16 protein-coding genes are annotated in these 19,453 nt (G+C 61.2%); 3 read left to right on the top strand and 13 right to left on the bottom strand.

All coding sequences use genetic code 11. The annotated features are described in order from the left end of the window. Window positions 1-56: 56 nt before the first annotated feature. Window positions 57-1,160 (bottom strand): glycoside hydrolase family 5 protein, encoded by a 1,104-nt coding sequence (locus tag GA0061100_RS12340; RefSeq protein WP_244557816.1) that lies wholly within the window; start codon window positions 1,158-1,160, stop codon window positions 57-59. A 26-nt stretch (window positions 1,161-1,186) separates the two neighbouring features. Further along, window positions 1,187-3,349, bottom strand: coding sequence for a GumC family protein (locus tag GA0061100_RS12335; RefSeq protein WP_075852985.1), 2,163 nt, complete (start codon window positions 3,347-3,349; stop codon window positions 1,187-1,189). A 242-nt stretch (window positions 3,350-3,591) separates the two neighbouring features. Here GA0061100_RS12335 and GA0061100_RS12330 point away from each other — a divergent pair, with 242 nt between their 5' ends. Continuing rightward, window positions 3,592-5,004 carry a lipopolysaccharide biosynthesis protein gene (locus GA0061100_RS12330; protein ID WP_075852984.1) on the top strand — a complete coding sequence of 471 codons (1,413 nt, stop codon included), beginning with the start codon at window positions 3,592-3,594 and terminating at the stop codon, window positions 5,002-5,004. Next, entirely contained in the window at window positions 5,001-6,143 is a 1,143-nt protein-coding gene (locus GA0061100_RS12325; protein ID WP_075852983.1) for a glycosyltransferase family 4 protein, read from the top strand. Before GA0061100_RS12330 ends, GA0061100_RS12325 begins: the two co-directional genes overlap by 4 nt. Here GA0061100_RS12325 and GA0061100_RS12320 read toward each other — a convergent pair. The 10 genes from GA0061100_RS12320 to GA0061100_RS12275 form a co-directional block, all read right to left on the bottom strand. Further along, window positions 6,096-7,562 (bottom strand): glucosamine inositolphosphorylceramide transferase family protein, encoded by a 1,467-nt coding sequence (locus GA0061100_RS12320; RefSeq protein ID WP_075852982.1) that lies wholly within the window; start codon window positions 7,560-7,562, stop codon window positions 6,096-6,098. The genes GA0061100_RS12325 and GA0061100_RS12320 overlap by 48 nt on opposite strands. 243 nt (window positions 7,563-7,805) lie before the next feature. After that, window positions 7,806-8,696, bottom strand: coding sequence for an intradiol ring-cleavage dioxygenase (locus GA0061100_RS12315; protein WP_075852981.1), 891 nt, complete (start codon window positions 8,694-8,696; stop codon window positions 7,806-7,808). A gap of 7 nt (window positions 8,697-8,703) precedes the next feature. Beyond that, complete coding sequence (locus tag GA0061100_RS12310) at window positions 8,704-10,458, bottom strand: FAD-dependent oxidoreductase (RefSeq protein WP_075852980.1); 1,755 nt, start codon at window positions 10,456-10,458, stop codon at window positions 8,704-8,706. Beyond that, window positions 10,451-11,566, bottom strand: a complete 1,116-nt coding sequence (locus GA0061100_RS12305; protein ID WP_075852979.1) for a branched-chain amino acid ABC transporter permease — start codon at window positions 11,564-11,566, stop codon at window positions 10,451-10,453. The genes GA0061100_RS12310 and GA0061100_RS12305 overlap by 8 nt, the downstream gene beginning before the upstream one ends. A 7-nt stretch (window positions 11,567-11,573) precedes the next feature. Then, complete coding sequence (locus GA0061100_RS12300; RefSeq protein WP_075852978.1) at window positions 11,574-12,437, bottom strand: branched-chain amino acid ABC transporter permease; 864 nt, start codon at window positions 12,435-12,437, stop codon at window positions 11,574-11,576. Continuing rightward, a complete protein-coding gene (locus GA0061100_RS12295) occupies window positions 12,424-13,146 on the bottom strand; it encodes an ABC transporter ATP-binding protein (RefSeq protein WP_075852977.1) in 723 nt (240 codons plus the stop codon). Before GA0061100_RS12295 ends, GA0061100_RS12300 begins: the two co-directional genes overlap by 14 nt. Then, window positions 13,146-13,865, bottom strand: coding sequence for an ABC transporter ATP-binding protein (locus GA0061100_RS12290; RefSeq protein ID WP_075852976.1), 720 nt, complete (start codon window positions 13,863-13,865; stop codon window positions 13,146-13,148). The genes GA0061100_RS12295 and GA0061100_RS12290 overlap by 1 nt, the downstream gene beginning before the upstream one ends. Before the next feature lie 51 nt (window positions 13,866-13,916). Further along, window positions 13,917-15,197: an ABC transporter substrate-binding protein gene (locus GA0061100_RS12285; RefSeq protein WP_075852975.1), complete on the bottom strand. Its 1,281-nt coding sequence runs from the start codon at window positions 15,195-15,197 to the stop codon at window positions 13,917-13,919. Window positions 15,198-15,253: 56 nt separating this feature from the next. Continuing rightward, a complete protein-coding gene (locus GA0061100_RS12280; RefSeq protein WP_075852974.1) occupies window positions 15,254-16,315 on the bottom strand; it encodes a maleylacetate reductase in 1,062 nt (353 codons plus the stop codon). Continuing rightward, window positions 16,315-17,187, bottom strand: a complete 873-nt coding sequence (locus GA0061100_RS12275; RefSeq protein WP_075852973.1) for a dioxygenase family protein — start codon at window positions 17,185-17,187, stop codon at window positions 16,315-16,317. The genes GA0061100_RS12280 and GA0061100_RS12275 overlap by 1 nt, the downstream gene beginning before the upstream one ends. Window positions 17,188-17,284: 97 nt before the next feature. Between GA0061100_RS12275 and GA0061100_RS12270 the strand changes: the two genes are divergently transcribed. Beyond that, entirely contained in the window at window positions 17,285-18,235 is a 951-nt protein-coding gene (locus GA0061100_RS12270) for a LysR family transcriptional regulator (protein ID WP_075852972.1), read from the top strand. A 65-nt stretch (window positions 18,236-18,300) separates the two neighbouring features. On the opposite strand, the gene GA0061100_RS12265 is transcribed toward GA0061100_RS12270, so the two are convergent. Next, on the bottom strand, window positions 18,301-19,287 hold the full coding sequence (locus tag GA0061100_RS12265; protein WP_075852971.1) for a hypothetical protein: 987 nt from the start codon (window positions 19,285-19,287) through the stop codon (window positions 18,301-18,303). Window positions 19,288-19,453: the final 166 nt, after the last annotated feature.

Genomic DNA, 19,453 nt, shown 5'->3' with positions numbered 1-19,453 from the left:
CAGTCTCCATCCGTTCGCATCAGTTGTCGTTCCGCAATGCCGTATCTCCTCGCATCTCAACCTCCGCCATGGCCATCCAGAAGCGCGGCAATCATGGCGCCGTCGAAGCCCTCGATGCTGGCCCGGCTTTTGATGATGCCGAAACCCTGATCGAGCTCCCAATAGGCCCAGCCGACCTGATTGGCCTCCGCCGCCTGCCTCACGGCTCGAACCCAGAATCTTCTGCTTTCGGCATCGACACAGAAATTCAATACGCCGAACTCATTCATCATCACCGGACAGTCATGCGTCTCCGACCAGCGCCTCAATCGCACGAATTCGGAGGCGATCGCCGCTTCGGTCCAGGGCGTCGTCAATTGTTCCTCGATGAGGCTTGCGGCCTGTTCATCTCCGTCGGCGCGCAGCTTGTCGATGCCCTCCTGCACGAGAGGCGTTTCGATGGTCGCTGGAAAGGGCAAATTCGAAATCCGGGCAAGCGGAGACGCATCCCAGGTCTCGCATTGGTGGGTGAAGGCCGTGGGCGCATAGAAATGAATGGCGGCAATCTGATTGCCGTCAGCGAGAGGCGGCGTCTCGCCAATTTCCCAGATGCCTTGCGAGGGCGAAGGCCCCCAGATCAGCGTGTGGCTGGGGCATTTGGACCGCACGACTTCTGCAAGCCTATCCCGCAATTGAAGCCAGGCATCGCTCCCCATGGGCGGCTCGTTCAAAAGCTCGGGATAGACCTTATCACTCGGAAGGTTGGCAACGACGCTGCTCAACGCCATCCATGCCTCGGCCGCCCTTTGCGAACCAGCCTCGAAATCCTGACGGAGAGCCGAGTGCAGACTTGCGGAGGGATGCATGTCCACAAGGACGGAAAAACCCAGCCGATTGAGGTCAGTCACGCCAGCCTCGATGCGACGAAGTGTGGGCGTGTCACCTGCCGACAAGAGATCGCCATTAACCGGCAAGCGGATTGTTTCAAAACCCGATTGACGAAGCTTTTCGAGCACCGCCTCGCTTGGTGCCACCCCATCGCTTTTATCGAACCATCCGGGCAGATTGATGCCGCGCGAGGGTACTCTGGGCTTGGCCGTCGCGCTCGTCCCGCCAGCAGCGGGAAGAGCAGCCAGAATGGAGCCTCCTGCCAGCTTGAGAGCACTTCGGCGTGATATCATTGTCGATCGCAAGCCACGTCCCACGATCATCCCCTTGCAGAGATCCGGTCGCCCTGCCCTCCGTTGTCAGCCGATCGGATCGGTCGTACCACCTGGCTAACGCGCACATCGATATGCTCCGGCGCAATTGTCAGCGTGGCGCTGCGCCTGATTTGATCGGCATCGAGGCGTTGACGAAGCATATTGGCGATTTCGCCCGTCTCTTCCCCGGGGCTGAGCGCGAAAAGCATGAGATCCGCTTCGGCAAAAAGCGCCGGGTCCCAGTTGCCGTCAATGATGGAAGACCCCATCAGAAGGACGAAATCGAAGGCGCCGGCATCGGCTAATATGTCGTCCAGGCTAAGGCGCACCGGCGACTCCGCGCCCTGCGTCGTGGACCTGTTGTACACGACGGTGCGCAGACCGCTCGCGCCGCTGATGAAAACGCCGTTACCGCTGCGCGCTGGTGCTGCCATGCCGGGCTGATCGCCGAACTCGACCACCAGCACATTCTGTTCGGCCTGTTGGAGACCGAGGCCGACCATGGCCCCTGCGAGTCTCGCCGCCAGCGGCGTATGAAGCGAAGAGACCAGCAGCACATAGGGTTTCGGATGCTCCGTCAGATGCGAAATGATGTGTCGCATGAGCTGCAGCACATCGCGCGAAAAGGCTTCGTTTCCGGCCTGGAAAAAGCGTCTTCGCATCGCGCGTATGCTGAGATAGGCGCCGGCACCAGCAACGCCCGGAAGCCGATACTCTCCAAGATTGACGGGCGCTGGTTCCGGCTTTGCGATTTCCGGCAAAGGATCCTTGTGGGGCTCGACGTCGAGGAGGCTACGTCTTATGGGGCTTGTCGGATCCTGTTCCGGCTGGTGTTTCGGCCCGCGCACCAGAGCAAGACCGCAACCGATGATAAGACCGAGCACGGCGCTGACAGGCAACAACAGTAGCGGTTTCGGCCAGGTCGGCTGCACCGGCGGAGCAGCGGCGCTGATCACCCGCGCCTCCTGCAACTGCAGGCCCTGCATCTGCGACGTCTCTTCGGCGCGCTTCAGGAAATCGTCAAGCACCGTGCGCGCGGCCTTCGTCTTCGCCTCCAGCTGCCGCAACTGCACCTGCGCCGCATCCGAGCTTTCCAGCCTTTGGCGGAGGTCGTCGAGCTTTTTCTGCAGCGCCGCGACATTCTGCGTGGCAAGATCGGATTTTGCCTTCAGTTCCCGCGTAATGCGCTGCGCCTCGACGGCCATGAGGCCCTGCATCCTGTCCAACTCGGATCGCAGTCTTTTGATGATCGGATGACGCGGCTGGTACATGGCTTCGTAGTTGGCGAGATCGGCCGCCCGTTGATTGTAGTTCTCCCGGAGTTTGACCGTGGCTTCGGAGGACAGGACTTCCGAAAGCTTGGCGAGCCCGGCGGGCGATGTGCCTGCGGCCACGGCCTGGGCATATTTATCCTTGGCCTGATCGGCGTCGCTTCGCGCGCCGATCAACTGATCCGTCAGCTTGTCGATCTGTGACTGCAGCGTGCCGCCGGCGGAAGCATCGAGAATCTGATGCGAAACCTTGAAATCTCCGACTTCCTGTTCCGCATCGCTGACGTTCTTTTGGAGATTGCCGATCCGGCTCGCAAGCAGCGAATTCACGTCGCTGTTCGCAGTCTCCCGCTCACCCGATAGACCGGCCTTGTAGCGGTCGACGATGGCGTTGGCGATCCGTGCCGCCTTGTCGGAATATCGTGACGCGAAGCTGACATCGATGACATAGGTAAGCCCGGCACGTTCTACCGTGACAGCACGCTGGAAGCTTTTGAAGATCGAATCCTTCGTGGGATGTGAGGCCAAGCCAATACGCGACAGCAGACCGCCACCCGCAAATTCCGGATCGTTCTCGATGTTCTCGCTCTCAAAGACCTTCATCAGCAGGTCGCGCGATTCAATGACGAACACCTGGCTTGCGATCGCCGCGCTGTCGCTGCCGATGCCAGGTAGAACATTGTTGAGATTCGTCGCGCGCGGATCGCGCGGATCGATCATGACCGAAGCCGTCGCGGTATAGCTCGGCTTTGCAACGGCAAGGTAGGCCAGCGTCAGGAGAAGCACGACAACGGTGCTTGCCAACACGGTCAGCCAGCGTTGCCACAGGATGGTCCACACGGCACCGACATCGAACAGCGGCGGAAGCGAGCGCTCGTCAATGTTAAACGGCTTCATCCAGTTCCTCTCCGCGACTGCGGATCTCCGGCTCATCGCACATCACTAAATTCAGTATTAGTGAATAATGTTAATCATCCGTTGAATTTACACCAGAGCGTGTGATCGACTTGAGACATCGCAAGTAACCATGTTGCGACTTCGTTCTAGCGCGAGCATGAGTACTTACGATATTAGAGATACACTCTATTTCAGGCGCTGCAGGCCATTCGGTCGATAGCAATCAACACAGGATTAGGGCGTTGAGTGAGAAAGCTGGCAGCAGCGATACTTTATCGGCCGAAACGCCGCCGCTCGCGAGCAACCTGCGCTTGTCGATCGGCGCGCTTGCCAGGAGCGGAGCCGTTGCGGGAGCCATAAAGCTCGCCAGTGCCGGCCTGTCATTCCTGATGTTCGTCGCGGTCGCCATGACGACCGATGAGCGGCAGTTCGGTCTCTATAGCGCCGCCTATGCCGGAGCGAGCCTGGTCTCCTTCTTCGCCATCGTCGGCCAGCAAAGCGCCGTGCTCAGATTCTGGCCGCAATATGCCGGCAACAATGATCTGAATTCGGCAAACGGCATGATGGCCCGCTCCATCCTTGTCTCGCTTGCCGGGCTCGCTGGCTTCAGCCTGCTCATTCTCATCATCGGCTTCTTGCCATTCGCCGGCACACAGACACCCGAATGGCTCGCGATCTGCGTGGCGACCATGGTCTTGGCCTTCGCACTTGGCTGGTCGGAGTTCGTCGCTTGCGCCCTTCGCGCCAAGAATGCGCTCATCTTCGCGCTGCTACCACGCGACGTCCTGTGGCGCGCGGTGGCAATCCCGGTCTTCGTCCTTGCCCATTTCATGCAAATTAAGATGAGCGCGGTGACGGCAACCTACCTGACGGCCGGATTGCTGCTCCTCATGATCGCTCCGCAAACATTCGTCCTGTTCCGCGATACGATCCGCGCCCAGCGCGGTCCGCTTACAAAAGAACAGAAGGATGAATTCAAGACCGTGACATTCGGGCTCTGGGGCGTCACGGCGCTCCCGCCGGCACTCAGCCAGGCGAGCACCTTGCTTGTCGCAGCCATTCTCGGCCCCGAAGCCGCCGGCGCAATTTTCGTGGCGGATCGAACGATGCGGCTGGTCGTCCTCGCGCTCAACGGCATCAACCAGGCACTCGCGCCGCAAATCTCGGCTGCCTTCTATACTGGAGACAAGGCGCATGTGCAGCGTATCACCAGCTTGGCCGCACTCGGCGGCTTCATCATCGCCTTGTGCGTGCTGGTATCCTTCCTGATCTTCGGTGACCTGATCCTGTCGATATTCAATCACGCCTATGCAACACCGACGATGCAGGTGACGCTGATCATCTTCGGCATCGGCGCGACAATCGGCACCGCCTGCGGACCGACCGAAATCCTCATGCAGTTGACGGGCCTTCAGCACGCACTCTTCAAGCTGCTGGTCATCGTCAACGCGTTCGGGCTCTGTGCAACGGCGGTGCTTACCTATTGGCTCGGTCCGATCGGTGCTGCGCTCGCCATCGCCGGCACGATCATCGTTTGGTGCGTGACCGCCGTATTCATCGCGCGCCGCACCATCGGCATCAACCCATCGATCCTTGGCTTCCTTGCCGGTGAAGACGCCCTGGCCGCCCGCTCCTTCCTGAAAGGCCGCTCATGAAAATCGTGCAGGTACAGACCCAGGCGGAAGCAGGTGGAGCGCAGCGGATTTCGGATATGGTCGGTGAAGGGCTACGCGCGTGCGGCCATGACGTACGCACCGTCTTCATGTACAGGAAAACCGACGTCTACGACCGCGACCCTTATGCGGATTTCATCCTCACCGAGCCGCCACGCGGTCTGCTCGGCCAAATGCGGGCGGCCGTCGGACTTGCGAATTATTTGCGCAACGCCCAGCCGGATGCGGTCATCACCTTCCAGCACTACGGCAATATTTTCGGTACCATCGGCGCGCGGTTCGCCGGCGCAAACTTCATCATCGCAAACCAGAGCGGCGCACCGCAAACCAGAGGCGTCAGGGGAATTCTCACTCAGATCGACAAACTGATGGGCACGCTCGGCGCCTATCACGCCAATGTCGTCAATTCGCGCTGGACGGAAGCACAGTTCGACACCTTCCCGAAAGCCTATCGGCGCCGGATGTCACGCATCGATCACGGCGTCCCCGCACCTTCGGTCGCCTTCGACAAGGCAGCCGCGCGCGCCGCCTTCGGCCTCCCTCAGCAGGCATGGCTTGCCGTTTCTTCCGGCCGCATGGCGTATTCGAAGAACCAGATCGCGCTCGTTGGCGCCCTTGCCCATCTGCCCGACATTCATCTCGCCATCGCTGGCACCGGCCCCGAGCAGGATGCGATTATCGCTCTTGCTCAGGACAATGGCGTCGCCGACAGGCTGCATCTCGTCGGCGAAGTGCCTCCCGCGCGCATCTTCGAGTTTCTGGCGGCGGGAGACGCCTATGCTTTCTCGTCATTGACGGAAACCTTCGGCCTTGCCGCAGTCGAGGCGGCCATTTCCGGGCTGCCGGTGGTCACGAGCAAGCTGGACGTGCTGCGGGAAGTGCTGACGACGGATGATGGCGAGGCCGCCGCGCTCTTTGTCGATGCCGATGCAAGGGGAGTGGCCGAAGGACTTGCCGAACTCATCGCCAAGCCGGCGCTTGCGGCGAGGCTTGCCGCCACCGGACGGCAACTGAAGGAACAATATTCGCCGGCCCGCATGTGCGCCGGTTACGAAGAGCTGCTCCTGTCGCGCTCACTTTCGCACGGCTGCGATCCCGTCGATAACCTCCAATCGGCCTGAGCGGTTGAGCGTATGGATTTTCGGATAGGGCCAATCGCCATGCGCCGCGATCGGGCGGGGCGGCGATAGCCGAACCACCTTCTCATCCAGCTCCAGTAATTGCGACATACCGAGCCCGCCGCCGTAACCGAGCGTTCCGTCCTGAACCGGTAGATAGATGCCGCCGCCCTCGCGGACGAAAGCGCCTCCCGGGCGCGCCATGCGACGATCGATGAGAACCGGGTTCAACACATGCGGCTTCCAAGGGCCGGCGAGCCGCGACGCACGGAAGACCACGAGCGTATCGGACGTGCTGCCATAGCCGTCGCGATCGGTCGCAAAGAGCCAGAGCTGTCCGCCATGATCGAGCAGGGTCGCATCGGAAATCTCGCCCTCGACGAGCACGGCTTCGGGAGCCCAGCGATCCGGAAACTCTGTCGCCCGATAGAGAACGAGTTTTCCGCCAGAACTCGCCTCCGGCAGCATCCAGATCGCGCCGTCACGTTCGAAGACCTGCGGATAGGAGAGATGGTATGGCTCCTCCAGCACGCAGCGCGGCTTTCCGGGCACGCCGGCGGCATCGAACGGCACGACGGAGATGACGGCCTTGCCTGTCGCATGCGGATAATCCTCCACAAAGAGGAAGGAATGACCCCGCCATTGAAACGGAAAGGGGTCCGCATAAAAGCGATCTCCCGTATCCGGGAGCACCGACCAACCGCAGCCAAGCTCAAAGGCGCTCGCCACACCCGGCCCGTCCGTGAAGCGATAGCCGACACGCCAATGCGCATGGCGAAAGCGCGCACGCCGCAATGCCTCTTGGCCCAAGCGCGGTAGCGCTGCCGTCAAATAAGTCGACGCAAAAGATGCCGTTTCACCTGTCAGGCCCTCGGATGCCACGGAGATCGGCTCATGCAAGACGAGCCGGTTCTCGACAAAGGCGCGAACCACGGAAACGGCAAGCGTGATGGCGCGCGCCAGGACATCCTCAACGCCGAGCGCAACGGACTCACGTTTGTCGATCATTGGCCAGGCTCGGTCTATGACGGTCCTCCCATCCAGAAAGGCTTCGATGACAGGCAACGTGCCGGCGGCGACCGCCGTCGCAACCGATAGGTCGGAATTGAAGCCGTCGAAGTTCAGCGCAATGGTTGGAACATCCGATGGCGCGACATTGCCTGTAAGATCCAGCCGAAGTGCTGCGGACCGGTTGCGACCGCTTGCTGGGATTTGCAACAATGGCGCGGCAAGAGCCGGATCTCGTCGGCGAAAGATCTTGCGCTCGAAAGAAAGAGCGGCGTTGACCGTTGCCGGCCATGCGTCCGACCCGGATTCATGTATGACGGCGATGTCGTGTCCGTCTGTTTGCAGACACGCGACAACGATCTCCTGCCATCGGCGTGGAGCAGATTTTGGAACGATGATATCGATCGATGGCATGGCGCTTCCTATCCCCAGCGGCATCGGCGAGCCTTCTGAGACTTGGAAACTACATTTATTCGGGAAAGCTTACTTTCACGTTATTCTAAGGTTGTATTGAAGAATTACGCGTCACTACCTGCGACGAAGAATTTCCACAAGCAAGTTCGAGCGTCCGCAGCGCCCATGATGGAGCGCCGCGATCGCTTGTCGCCTAGAGCCGGATGTCGTCCGAAAACCGCCCACACCTTTCGGCATCACGCTCTAGTTTCGCTTGCGCTCTGGCGCCAGCACGAAATCGTGCTCGACCTGCCAGAACGGGCCGCGGAAACCGAGATCCTTGGCGCGGGCGGGATCTTCGGTGAGCCTGAATTCGGCAAGCAGGCTTTCCTTGACCCCGAAGACCGCATCGGAATGGATATAGGGGTCGTCGGGATCGAAGATATGGGTCGTCAATGTCTCGAAGCCATCCGCCTTGATGATGTAATGCAGATGGGCGGGCCGATAGGGATGGCGGCCGAGCGCATCGAGCAGCTTCCCGACAGGACCATCGTCCGGGATTGGATAGTATTTCGGCTTCACCGCTCGGAACCAGTATTGCCCGTCCTTGCCGGTGCGGAAGACGCCGCGCAGGTTGAAATCGGGCTGGATGCCCTTCTGCTGGACATCGTAGAAGCCTTCGTCATTGGCCTGCCAGACATCGAGCACTGCGTTTTCGATCGGCCTGCCCTCGGTATCGAGAATACGGCCGCCGATCACCATGTCCTCGCCCTTCTGGTCGAGGCAGATATTGGCCCCCATCGGCAACTCCGGCGCGTCCGCGACATGGAAAGGCCCGAGGACCGTGCTTTCCGAAGCGCCCGACGGCTTGCGGTTGTTGATCGCATCGACCAGCATCGACACGCCGAGCACATCCGACAGCAGAATGAACTCCTGCCGCCAATCGGTGCAAGTATGGCCGGTGCGGGTGAGGAAGAAGATCGCCTTCATCCATTCCTCCTCGGTTGGCTCCAGCTCCTTAACCGCCTCGTGCAGCTTGCGGGTGACGACCTCCATCACCTGCTTCAGCCGCGCATCGCTGGTATTGGCGTTACGGCTCGTGACCACCTCGACGGAATTTTCCTCGGTGAAATAGCCTTTTTCTTCCACGCTCATGATTGCCTCACAGATCCAGAATTGTCTTCAGCACGCGGCGAAGCTCGTGTTCCGGCTCGTCAACCGCCGTATCCGAACGCCAGGCGACGTGATGGTCCGGACGCACCAGCAACACGCCGGCGTCGCGGATTTCGCGGGCGCGTGCCCAGTCTCCCGTCAGGTCCTGCCACTCCTGCCGTGGGCCGATCTTGTGGACGGCAATCGGCAAGCCCAACTCCTTCGACAAGACCCTCGCCGCAGCAATCCAGCCGTCGCCACCGATGCCGGTCAATATGGTGAAGACGCCATGACCGGTGAGATCGAGGCTCGATACTTTCTTGCCGCTATCGTTGAACAGCCAGGCATGCGGCAGCCGCGCTCCCGGCCATGTCGTCGGTTGAAAATGCAGCTCGGCATCCTTGTCATAAGCTGGCTCCGGCTGCCCGTCCTTGACGACGGCATTTGAGGCGTAGCGATGGTTCATCTCCACGCCATGGGCGTCGAACTCGTAAACCTTATGGGCAATTGCCTCGCGAATGGCAGTACGCTGGCGCTCAGCATCGGCATTGTCATCGCAGCGCGCATCCATGTTCTGCTGCATCTTCACCGGATCGACGGAATCGAGCAGACCTAGCGACTTGAAGATCGGACCGAATTCCTCGATCGACTTGTTGGCGCGGGTGACGATCTGTTTGGCGACCGGCGCACGCTCAGCTTGATAGCTCTCAAGCAGGCCCATGCCGGCCTGACCTCTCAGAACCATTGCCAGCTTCCAGGCAAGATTGAAGCCATCCTGGATCGAGGTGTTGGAGCCGAGGCCGTTCGAGGGCGGATGGCGATGGGCAGCATCGCCCATGCAGAACACCCGGCCGTTCGACATAGTGGTCGCGTACATGTTGTTCACAGTCCAGGTCGAGACGGATTTGATCTTCGGCTTGAGATCTGCAACGCCGACCAGTTCACGCACGACCTTGGTGGCAAAAGCATCGTCGACCTGCGGTGCCGGCTGGTTGATGTCATAGCCCCAGACGATCAGCCATTCGTTCCATGGCCGCACCATGCGCACGAGACCCATGCCGATGCCGCCAACATCGGCGCCAGGCTGCAGCACCCAGTAAAGCACCGACGGACGATGGGCGACATAGCGCGAGAGATCAGCCTCGAAGAGGATGTTCATCGAGCCGGCGACGCCCATCTTGCCTTCGAAGGTCAGGCCGGCATGTTCCGCGACCTTCGAATTACCGCCGTCGGCACCGATCAGGAACTTCGAGCGGATCGTCAGCTCCTTGCCGGTCAGACGGTCGAGACAGGTCGTCGTGACCCCTTCGGCATCCTGCACGTGGCTCACATACTCCGTCGACATGCGCGCCTGCGCGCCGCGTGAGCAGGCTGTCTTGAATAAGAGCGGCTCCATGTAGGTCTGCGGCAGATCGTTCATGTGGGCGGGCGATGAAAGAAGGTGTTCGGCGCGCGACAGAGGATGGTTGCCCCAGCTCTGCATGCGACCGATCTCCTCGCCGGCAACCGCCGTGCAGAAGACGTTCTGCCCCATCAGATCCTGTTCGACCGCGAAGAGATAGGCCTCCTCCTCTACGTCTCGGCCGAGGTCGCGCAGAACCTCCATCGTGCGCTGATTGGTGATGTGCGCGCGCGGCGTGCTCGCCAGCCAGCGATAACGGTTGACCACCATCGGCTCGAGACCATAGGTCGCAAGCAGCGCTGATGTCGCCGAACCGGCGGGTCCCGTACCGATGATCAGAACGTCGGTGGTGATGTCAGCCATTTGGCCCTCCCTTTTCATCATGTAACGTCGATCCGCCTTTCAGCAGGCGGCGGACCGGAAAGAGTTCCCAACCGGTACGGCTGGATATGAGACCCCAGAGGCCCCTTGGCGCGAACAGCATCGTGACGATGGCAAGCGCGCCGAGCGCCAGGAGATACCAGGAGCCGTAGCTCGAAAAGGCATTCTGCAGCAGGAAGAAGACGAGCACGCCGACAAGCGGCCCTTCGATGGTACCGATGCCGCCGATGACGACAATGAACACGACATAGGCAGTCCAGTCGGTGAGCGAGAAGGCGGCGTCCGGCGAAATCCGCGCCTTCTGCAGATAGATGAGGGCGCCGACCATGCCGGTCACGAAGGCGGTCGCCAGATAGACGATGATCTTCAGCCGGCGCGCATCGACGCCGAGCGCGCGGGCTGCCGTCTCATTATCGCGCACGGCGGCAAGGCCAAGCCCCTGCTTGCTGCGCAGCAGCCGGTAGATGAAGCCGATCGTCAACGCCGTCAGCACCAGCGCCAGCCAATAGGTGAGCGCATCGGCCGCAGCCGCGGAGCGCATGCCGAACCAGTTCTGCAGCAGCGAAATGCCGAGCATGTCCTTGGTGGCCTCGCGCGGCAGCGAGGTTCCCGTTCCGCCGCCAAGCATCTTCCACTGCGCAAAGAGCAGCCGCCCGACTTCGGCGATGACCCAGGTGCCGATCGCGAAATAGGGGCCGTAAAGCCGGAAGGAGAAGAAAGCGGCTGGTGCGGCGATCAGCATGGCGAAAAGCCCAGCCAGCGGAATGGCAAGGATCGGATCGACGCCGGCAAGAATGACGAAGCCGAACAGCGCATAGGCGCCGCAGCCGACGAAGAGCTGCTGTCCCACAGAGATCAGTCCGGCATAGCCCGCAAGCAGGTTCCAGCTCTGCGCCAGCGCCAGCATGGTCAGGATGAAGAACAGATCCTGCACGACGCCGCGCGATACCATGAAGGGTGCAGCGGCGAGCGCGACTACCGCGACAAGCGAGAGGATGGTGAAGATGCTGGAAAGCCGCGTCCGCGTTTCCACCCGCCAGCCCGGCGGCACTGCGATTTCGGTCGGCATTGTTTCGAAACCTGTGGTCATGACGGCCTCAATCCACTGCCCGAGGGAAAAGACCGCGCGGCCGGAAGAGCAGCACGAGCAGGAAGGCGATGTGCCCGGCCAGGATCTGCCATTCGGGATTGATCGCCGCGCCGAACGTCTGGGCAACCCCCAGGATGACGCCACCGGCGAGCGTGCCCCACAATGAGCCGAGACCGCCGATGATGACGGCTTCGAAGGCATAGATCAGCCGCGCCGGCCCGGCCGTCGGATCGAAATTCGCCCGCATGCCGAGATAAAGCGCTGCGACCGTCACGATCATCATCGCAAGCCCGGTCGCGATGGCGAAGATGGAATTGGGCCGAATGCCCATCAGGCTCGCCGTCACCACATCGTCCGACGTCGCGCGGAAGGCGCGGCCGAGTTCGGTGCGGTAGATGAGCTGGTTCAGACCGACGATGACGAGGACGGCCGAGGCAAAGGTCAAGAGCGGCATCAAGCCGGCATTGACGCCGCCAAATTGCAGCGAGGCCGTCTCCAGAGCGCCGGCGGAGATCCGCCGGCTATCGGCCGTGAAGCTTTCCAGAAGACCGTTCTGGATGACGATCGACAGGCCGAAAGTGACGAGCAGCGGCGGCAGGATATCCTTGCCGAGGGTTCGGTTCAGCAAATGATATTGCAGCAGCCAGCCCGCTGCGAACATCAGCGGTGCGGCAACGAGCGCTGCGAGGAAAGGATCAAGCCCAAGCAGCGAGACCAGCACCAAAATCAGGAAAGCCGCCAGCACGATGAGATCGCCATGGGCGAGATTGACCAGGCGCATGATGCCGAAGACAAGGCTGAGGCCTGCGGCAAACAGTGCATAGAGCCCACCGAGCAGCACACCCTGCAGAAGCGTATCAAGCCAGTTCATGGGTGTCCGCTCCGAAATAGGCCGCATGGATATCGGCGCGATCGAGTTCCGCCGGCCGCCCGGTCAGGGTGATGCGGCCCTCCATCATGCAATAGACACGGTCGGCGACCTTCAGCGCCTGGGCGATATCCTGCTCAACGATGACGATAGCCGCACCCGCAGCGCGGATATGGGAAAAGGCGGCATAGATATCCTTGATGACCACGGGCGCGAGGCCGAGGCTCAGCTCGTCGCAGAGAAGGACTTCCGGATTGGATATCAGCGCCCTTCCGATCGCGACCATCTGCTGCTGCCCGCCCGAAAGCGCCGTCGCCGGATTGCGGCGTCTCTCCTTCAGGACCGGGAATAGCGAATAGATGCTGTCGAGCGTCCACGGCCCGGCGACCCGCCGGCCATAACGGCCGATCTGCAAATTCTCCTCGACCGTCAGCGAGGGAAACAGCTTCCGGCCTTCGGGAACGAGCGCGATGCCGCGCCGAACCACGTCGGATGCGGCCAGGGCACCGATCGGCTCGCCGCGATGCAGGACCATATCGGGCTTGTTGGCGATGACACCGGCAATCGAGCGCATCAGCGTCGATTTGCCGGCACCGTTCGCGCCAATGACGGCGATGGTCTCGCCGGCCTCCAGATGCAGATCGACACCAAGCACCGCCTGGAAATCGCCATAGCCAGCCATGAGGCCGCGGGTTTCGACAAGGCTCGCCATCAGACTTCCATCCCCAGATAGATTTCCCGCACCTCGTTCGAGGCCATGATCGCGTCGGGTTTGCCGATACCGATCACCCGGCCGAAATTCAGCACGAGGATGCGCTCGGCCACCGCCGTCAAGGCGTGCAGCACATGCTCGATCCAGATGATCGCAACGCCGCGCTGATGGACCCGCTTGATCGTCGCGACCAGCTGACGGCACTCGCCTTCCGTCAGGCCGCCGGCAATCTCGTCGAGAAGCAGCAGCTTCGGCTGGGTCGCAAGCGCGCGGGCAAGCTCCAGCCGCTTGCGTTCGAGCAAGGTCAGCGATCCGGCCGGCACATTGGCCTTGGCGATCAGGCCCGTCTCGACAAGAATATCAGCGCAAAGAGCTCCAACCTCCCCTTCCCGCGCCTTGGCACCGAAGGCACCGGCAACGAGCAGGTTTTCATACGTCGTCAGGCGTTCGAACGGCTGCGGGATCTGGAAGGTTCTACCCATGCCGGCAAGGCACCGCTGCATCGGCGGCGTATGCGTCACATCGCGGCCATCGAACTCGATCGATCCTCTGGCAACGGAGAGATTGCCATTGATGAGGTTGAACAGCGTCGATTTGCCGGCACCGTTCGGCCCGATGACGCCGAGCGCCTCGCCGGGCTCCACAGAGAAACCGATATCCTCGGCGACGACGAGGGCGCCGAAGGATTTCGAGACTCCGTTCAGTTCAAGCATGGGCATTGATCACTCTCCTCCGGAGGCTGCCCGACTGAGCGCGGGCAGCCTTCTCCCTCACGCCAGGGCCTCGAGCTTGCCGCCAAGCGGCACGCTTGGCGCCAGCCCATTTTCGACGACGACGAGATCGTAGCCGCCGCCGGATTTCAGTCGCCACTGCCCGCCGACCAGCGGCGTCTTGGCGACATTCTTCTGGGCGAATGGCGGCAGCTTCTCGTTGCCCCAGGCAATCGGCCCGACGAGCGTATCGAGCTTCGTTTCGCCGATGGCCTTGGCGACCGCCTCGGCATCGCCTGCATCTTCCGCTCGCTTCATGACATCGACGGCCAGTTCGAAGAGCGCATGGGCAAAGCCGATCGGCTGTGTCCATGGACGCCCCGTCGCCTTGGTGAAGGCATCCGCAACAGCTGAAGCGGTCTCGCCTGTCAGCGATGACTTGAAAGGATGCGTCGGAGTCCACCAGACTTCGGTCGAAAGATTGTGGCCGGCATTGCCCAACGCCTCGACAGTCTGCGGGAAGAGAAGCGCTTTGCCGATCGAGGCGACCTTCGGCTTCAAACCTTGTTGCTTGGCCTGGTTCCAGAATGTTGTAAGATCGGGTGGGATCATCACCCCGGTCAGAATATCTGTGCCTGCCTGCTTGAAGGCGTTGATCTGAGCCGAGAAATCATCCGTCAGGTTCTGATAGCGACCGGTATCCGTCAGCCCGTAGCCGAGCTTTTCCAGAACCGGCGGGAAGCCGACGACCTTGTCGCCCCAGGCATTGCCGTCGCCATCGTTCGGAAACAGGCCGCCAACCTTCTTGTTGGTCCCGATCTGGCTCCACATGCCGGTGAAGACGGCGATGATATCCTCAAGGCCCCAGAAGAAATGATAGGCGTAGTTGAACGGCTTCCACGAGGCGGGATCGCCCGGATTGCCCTGCTGACCGATGAACCAGGGCTGCCAGGGCGCGACGGTGGAGATGCAGGGCATCTCCTCGCCCTCGCAGGTCGTGGAAACCGGATTGGTCGTCTCCGGCGTCGAGGACACCAGCATCAGATTGATCTGATCGTCGACGATCAGCTGCTTTGCCACTTCCGCAGCACGGTTCGGATTCGACTGACTGTCCTTGACCACGACTTCGTAGTTCAGGCCCTTTGCCTTCATCGTCGCCAGGAAGGCGTCGATGACGAACTTGTCGGCCTCTCCGAAGCCTGCAAGCGGTCCTGTCTGCGGGCTGACATAGCCAAGCTTGATTGCCACATTCTTGGCAATCGCCGGCATGGCCAGGCCGGAGGTCGCAATCAATGCACCGCCAGCAGCTGCCGTCTTTAGAAAATCGCGTCTTGTAAACATGTTTCCTCCCCTCATCGTCTCTCCTCCCAAAGAGCGCGCCCGCAGGCGCCTTTGTCTCAGTCCCTTGGCCGCCGGCCCTCCCATGCGTCCTGCAACAACAGGCGGATCGCGTCGCGGTCGATCGGCCGCGGGTTCCAGTAAGGATTCTCGACGGCGATCGAAGCCGCATGATCGAGATCAGCTTCGCTCAGCCCGAATTCCTTGAGCGACAGCGGCGCGCCGATTGCCTTGGCAAAATCCCAGAGCCCACCGCCGATCGAGCCGCCGAAGACAGCGGCTGCTTCTGTCAGCTCCGGCGCTGCGGCGGCCGCGTTGAAAGCGGCCGTATGCGGCAGCATCACCGCATGGGTTTCGGCGTGCGGTGTGTCGAAGGAACCGCCGAGCGTGTGGCAGATCTTGTGATGCAGCGCCATGCCGACGGTACCGAGCACCGAACCGCAGAGCCAGGCCCCGTAGAGCGCATCGCCACGGGCGTCCGCATTTTGGGGATCATTGACGATGACGGGCAGGCTCCGCGCAAAAGCACGCAGCCCTTCGAGCGCCATCAGACTCGAAATCGGATTGCGATCCCGGGCATAAAGCCCCTCGACGGCATGGGCCATGGCGTTGAGCCCACTCGTGACGCTCATGGCGACCGGCAGCCCGAGCGTCAGCGCGGGGTCGTAGATAACGATCTCCGGCAATATTTTGGCATCACGCACCGTGGTCTTGCGGCCACCTTCGGTCTGACCGAGGATCGGCGTGACCTCGGAGCCGGCATAGGTCGTGGGAACAACGATCTGGAGAAGATCGGTACGATAGGCGATCGCCTTGCCGAGCCCAGTGGTCGATCCGCCGCCAAGGGAGATGACGCAATCCGCCCCGGTCTCGGTCACGACCGTCATCGCTGCCTCGGTCACCTCGACCGGTGTATGCATCGTGGCGCCTGTGAAGATGCCGCAGGCAAGCGAGCCGATTTCCCGGGCCAGTGCTTCCGCATCCGACTTCTGGTGCGGCGTCGACAGAACCAGAGCCCGCTTGCAGCCGGCCTTCACAACCCATTCCGCCACCTTGCTGCGGCTGCCGGCGCCGAAGACGATCTGGGCTGGGCTGCCCGCATAGGAAAATTCTCGCGACATCATGCCCTCCCCGGCTTTGTTCGAACCATGACGAAGGTAAGGCTCACGGCTCTGGCCCGCTTTCCGTCAATCTCGACGGGTTCGAAGCAGGCGACAAGTTCGGGCCGAACCCCAAAAAGAGCATCTTCGCCAAGATGCGGGTCGCTTGCATCGTAGATGTGGGTCGTAATCGTCTCGAAACCCCTGGCCCTGATGACGAAATGCAGGTTTGCCGGGCGGCGTAGCGGATATCCCGCCCCAGTAAGCAGCCTCCCGACCGGTCCATCATCCGGCACGCCGTAGCCGGATGGCATCACCGAGCGATACCGGAACCGTCCATCGGTATCGGTGCGGAAGAGACCGCGCAGATTGTGCTCCGGCTGCAGATCCGGCTGCTGGTTTTCATAAAAGCCCTCGCCATTGGCCTGCCAGGTGACAACCTCGGCGCCGGCAATCGGCAGCCCATCGAGGTCCTGCACCCGGACGGAAACGGTCAATGGCTCACCGATACCGTCGAGCGAGATCGAAGACCCTGACGCCCGTTCCGGCGCATCATTGCGAAAGAAAGGCCCACGGATCGTATTCGGCGTCGCCGCTTGCGGCCGGCGCGAATTGATCTCCTCGACCAACGCAGAAGCACCAATGAGATCGGACAGTAGCACCCATTCCTGCCGCCGATCGTCCGAGGCATGGCCGACCTCCGTCAGGAAGGCGATGAGTTTGCGCCATTCCTCCTGGCTCGGGCGGAACTGCTTGATGAGATCGTGAACATGAGTGACGGCCGCAGCGATCAATCTCGGCAGATTACCGTCACCATTCGCCGGGAAGCGCTCGGAGAAAGCCTCCGCCGACATCGCTTCGCTGAATGTGAGCGCCTTAGCACGCTCCACCATGCTCATCCTCCAGGATCTGCCATGCATTTGAACGAACATTAGCAGTTGAACGCGCATGGATTGATGATTTTGTTGTCATTCAATATAACAGATCGTTATGAAGCTAGACGAACGTCACCTCATTCAGCTTGCAGCCGTGGTGAAGACAGGCGGCGTCACGGAAGGCGCGGCATTGCTGGGCCTGGCCCAGCCAGCCGTTTCGCGCACATTGTCGATGCTGGAAAAACGCATCGGCGAGCCGCTCTTCATCAAGGGACGCCGGCCGCTGCAACCCACGCCTCTCGGCCTATCGCTGGCTGAGCATGGTCTCGTCATGCTGGCCACCTCGCGCAAGGCTTCCGATCTGGTCGAAAGCTTCCGGGTCGGCAAGAGCGGGGTCGTGCGGATCGGCGGCACGCCCTTCTTCATGGACGCGCTGATTGCCCAGCTCTGCGCCGAATTTCAGGCCAGCCACCCAGACGTACGCATCGACCAGAGCTATGGCTATTTTCCCGATCTGCGCGCAGCGCTCAAAGCCGACCAGATCGATCTTGCCATATGCCCGATCGACATACTCGATGAAGGTTCCGGGCTCGAATTCCAGCAGATCCTGCCGGGACGCAACGTCGTCGCCTGCCGGGTGACGCATCCGCTGCTTCTGAAGCGCCGGCCGCAGCCAAGCCACCTCCTCGATTATCCATGGATTGCGCCGCCGCCGGGAAGCCCGCTATTGGCCGATCTGCGGGCCTTGCTGCTCTCCTTCGGCGCGACCGAGATCAAGATCCGCTACACGGGCGGCTCGCTGATGAGCGTGATCAACTATCTGAAATCGGCCGATGCGCTGACTGTCATGCCTCATAGCGTCGTCTTCGCCCAGCGCAAGGAAAAGACGATCACCGCGCTGCCGATCACCATTCCTCATCCGGAACGCGCTCTTGCGATCCTCAAGCGCATCGATGCTCCGCGCGCGCCTGCCGTCGATCAATTTGCAGAATTCGTCCGCTTGGGCTTCCAGGATCTTAGGCACCTGATCAAACGCCACGAGGAATCGGTGATCTGGGGAGTTTGACGACGACAGCTGGGTGCCCCAGGAGAAGCCACCTCGGAACTATCTCCGGCCGACAAGGGTCTTCTTCAGGCCCACTCTTCCGCCAGTCCTCTGTCGGCGGTCGCCATCGATTTTTCGCCGAGTGGCTCCAGAGCCGACAAGACATTGGTAAAAGCTTCATCGAGGATGAGCAGCTTGCGGGCATGCGCATGCGCATATTCTTCATAAAAGCCGCGCGAGATCCATAGTTGGGAGTGGCCACGCCGGCCGCTCCAGCCGATGCCTCCGATCGATTCCGCCGCGGCAAGCTTGCGACTGGTATGAGCTCGCGACAGACCGAATGATTGAGCGAGATACGAAATTGAGCTCACATCCGTCAGAAGCCTGCCTTGTCGCGCCAGCACCTCGGGCTCTATTCCGGCGATCAGCCGGTCCATCAGCAGCCCGCCGGCATCGGCCCAGGTGAAGATCGTATAGAGTGGACCAGGGCTGCGGATTGCGGGACTCGTCAAAAGTGCGTGCGCCGCAATCGGCTGCACCAATGCCAGCAGGTTTTTCGGCTCGGTGTGGAACCTGGCCACCCTGCCGCCGCCGCCAATGAGATCGAGAGCTTGAAAATGTACGCTATACCAGTGGGCCAGCATCTGCAGTGTGAACGGCGCCGGCGCGACCTGCTCCGATTGCGGACCACTAGAGGCCGCGATCGGGCGAATGACATCGTATTGCAAGGCTTCGTCAAAGAAAGCATAGGCCGTATTGCGGCTGGCGATCGCATATTGCAGAGCGAGATTTCCAAGACCGCGCCGGGTCAGTCCTGTTCCGGATTCGCGAATTGTTCGAAAGTAGTCTCCCAGCGCGGCATGGCAAAGGAGCCAGCGTTGCTGTGTCGCAAAAAGTGCCGCGGTTCGCGGCGAAGCCTCATGAACTTCGACGAAGCTCCGCGCCAGCAAGAGGACTGCGCGGGAGAATGCCACCGGCTCAAAGAGACCGTCTGCCTTGTCGGTCGGCAATGCCCGGCTGGCACGCATGCCACCTGCCGGCCGATGCACTCGAAAATCAAGCACCTTTCCCATGGAAAGCTCTCTCAAGATTGTCGACTGGCTGGCGTCCAGGAATTGCTATGCCGTTCCGGGACAATCATGCTCGTGAAGAATGCACAATCCGAAGAAGCGCGGGTAGCATTAAAGAATATCCCCACCTGTTCTTGATGATATCGAGCAGATCCCCTCAACCCATGAA

The sequence above is a fragment of the Martinezella hainanensis genome (assembly GCF_900094555.1).
In the GTDB taxonomy this organism is placed as follows: domain Bacteria; phylum Pseudomonadota; class Alphaproteobacteria; order Rhizobiales; family Rhizobiaceae; genus Rhizobium; species Rhizobium hainanense.
This window is presented reverse-complemented; position numbering and strand designations above follow the sequence as displayed.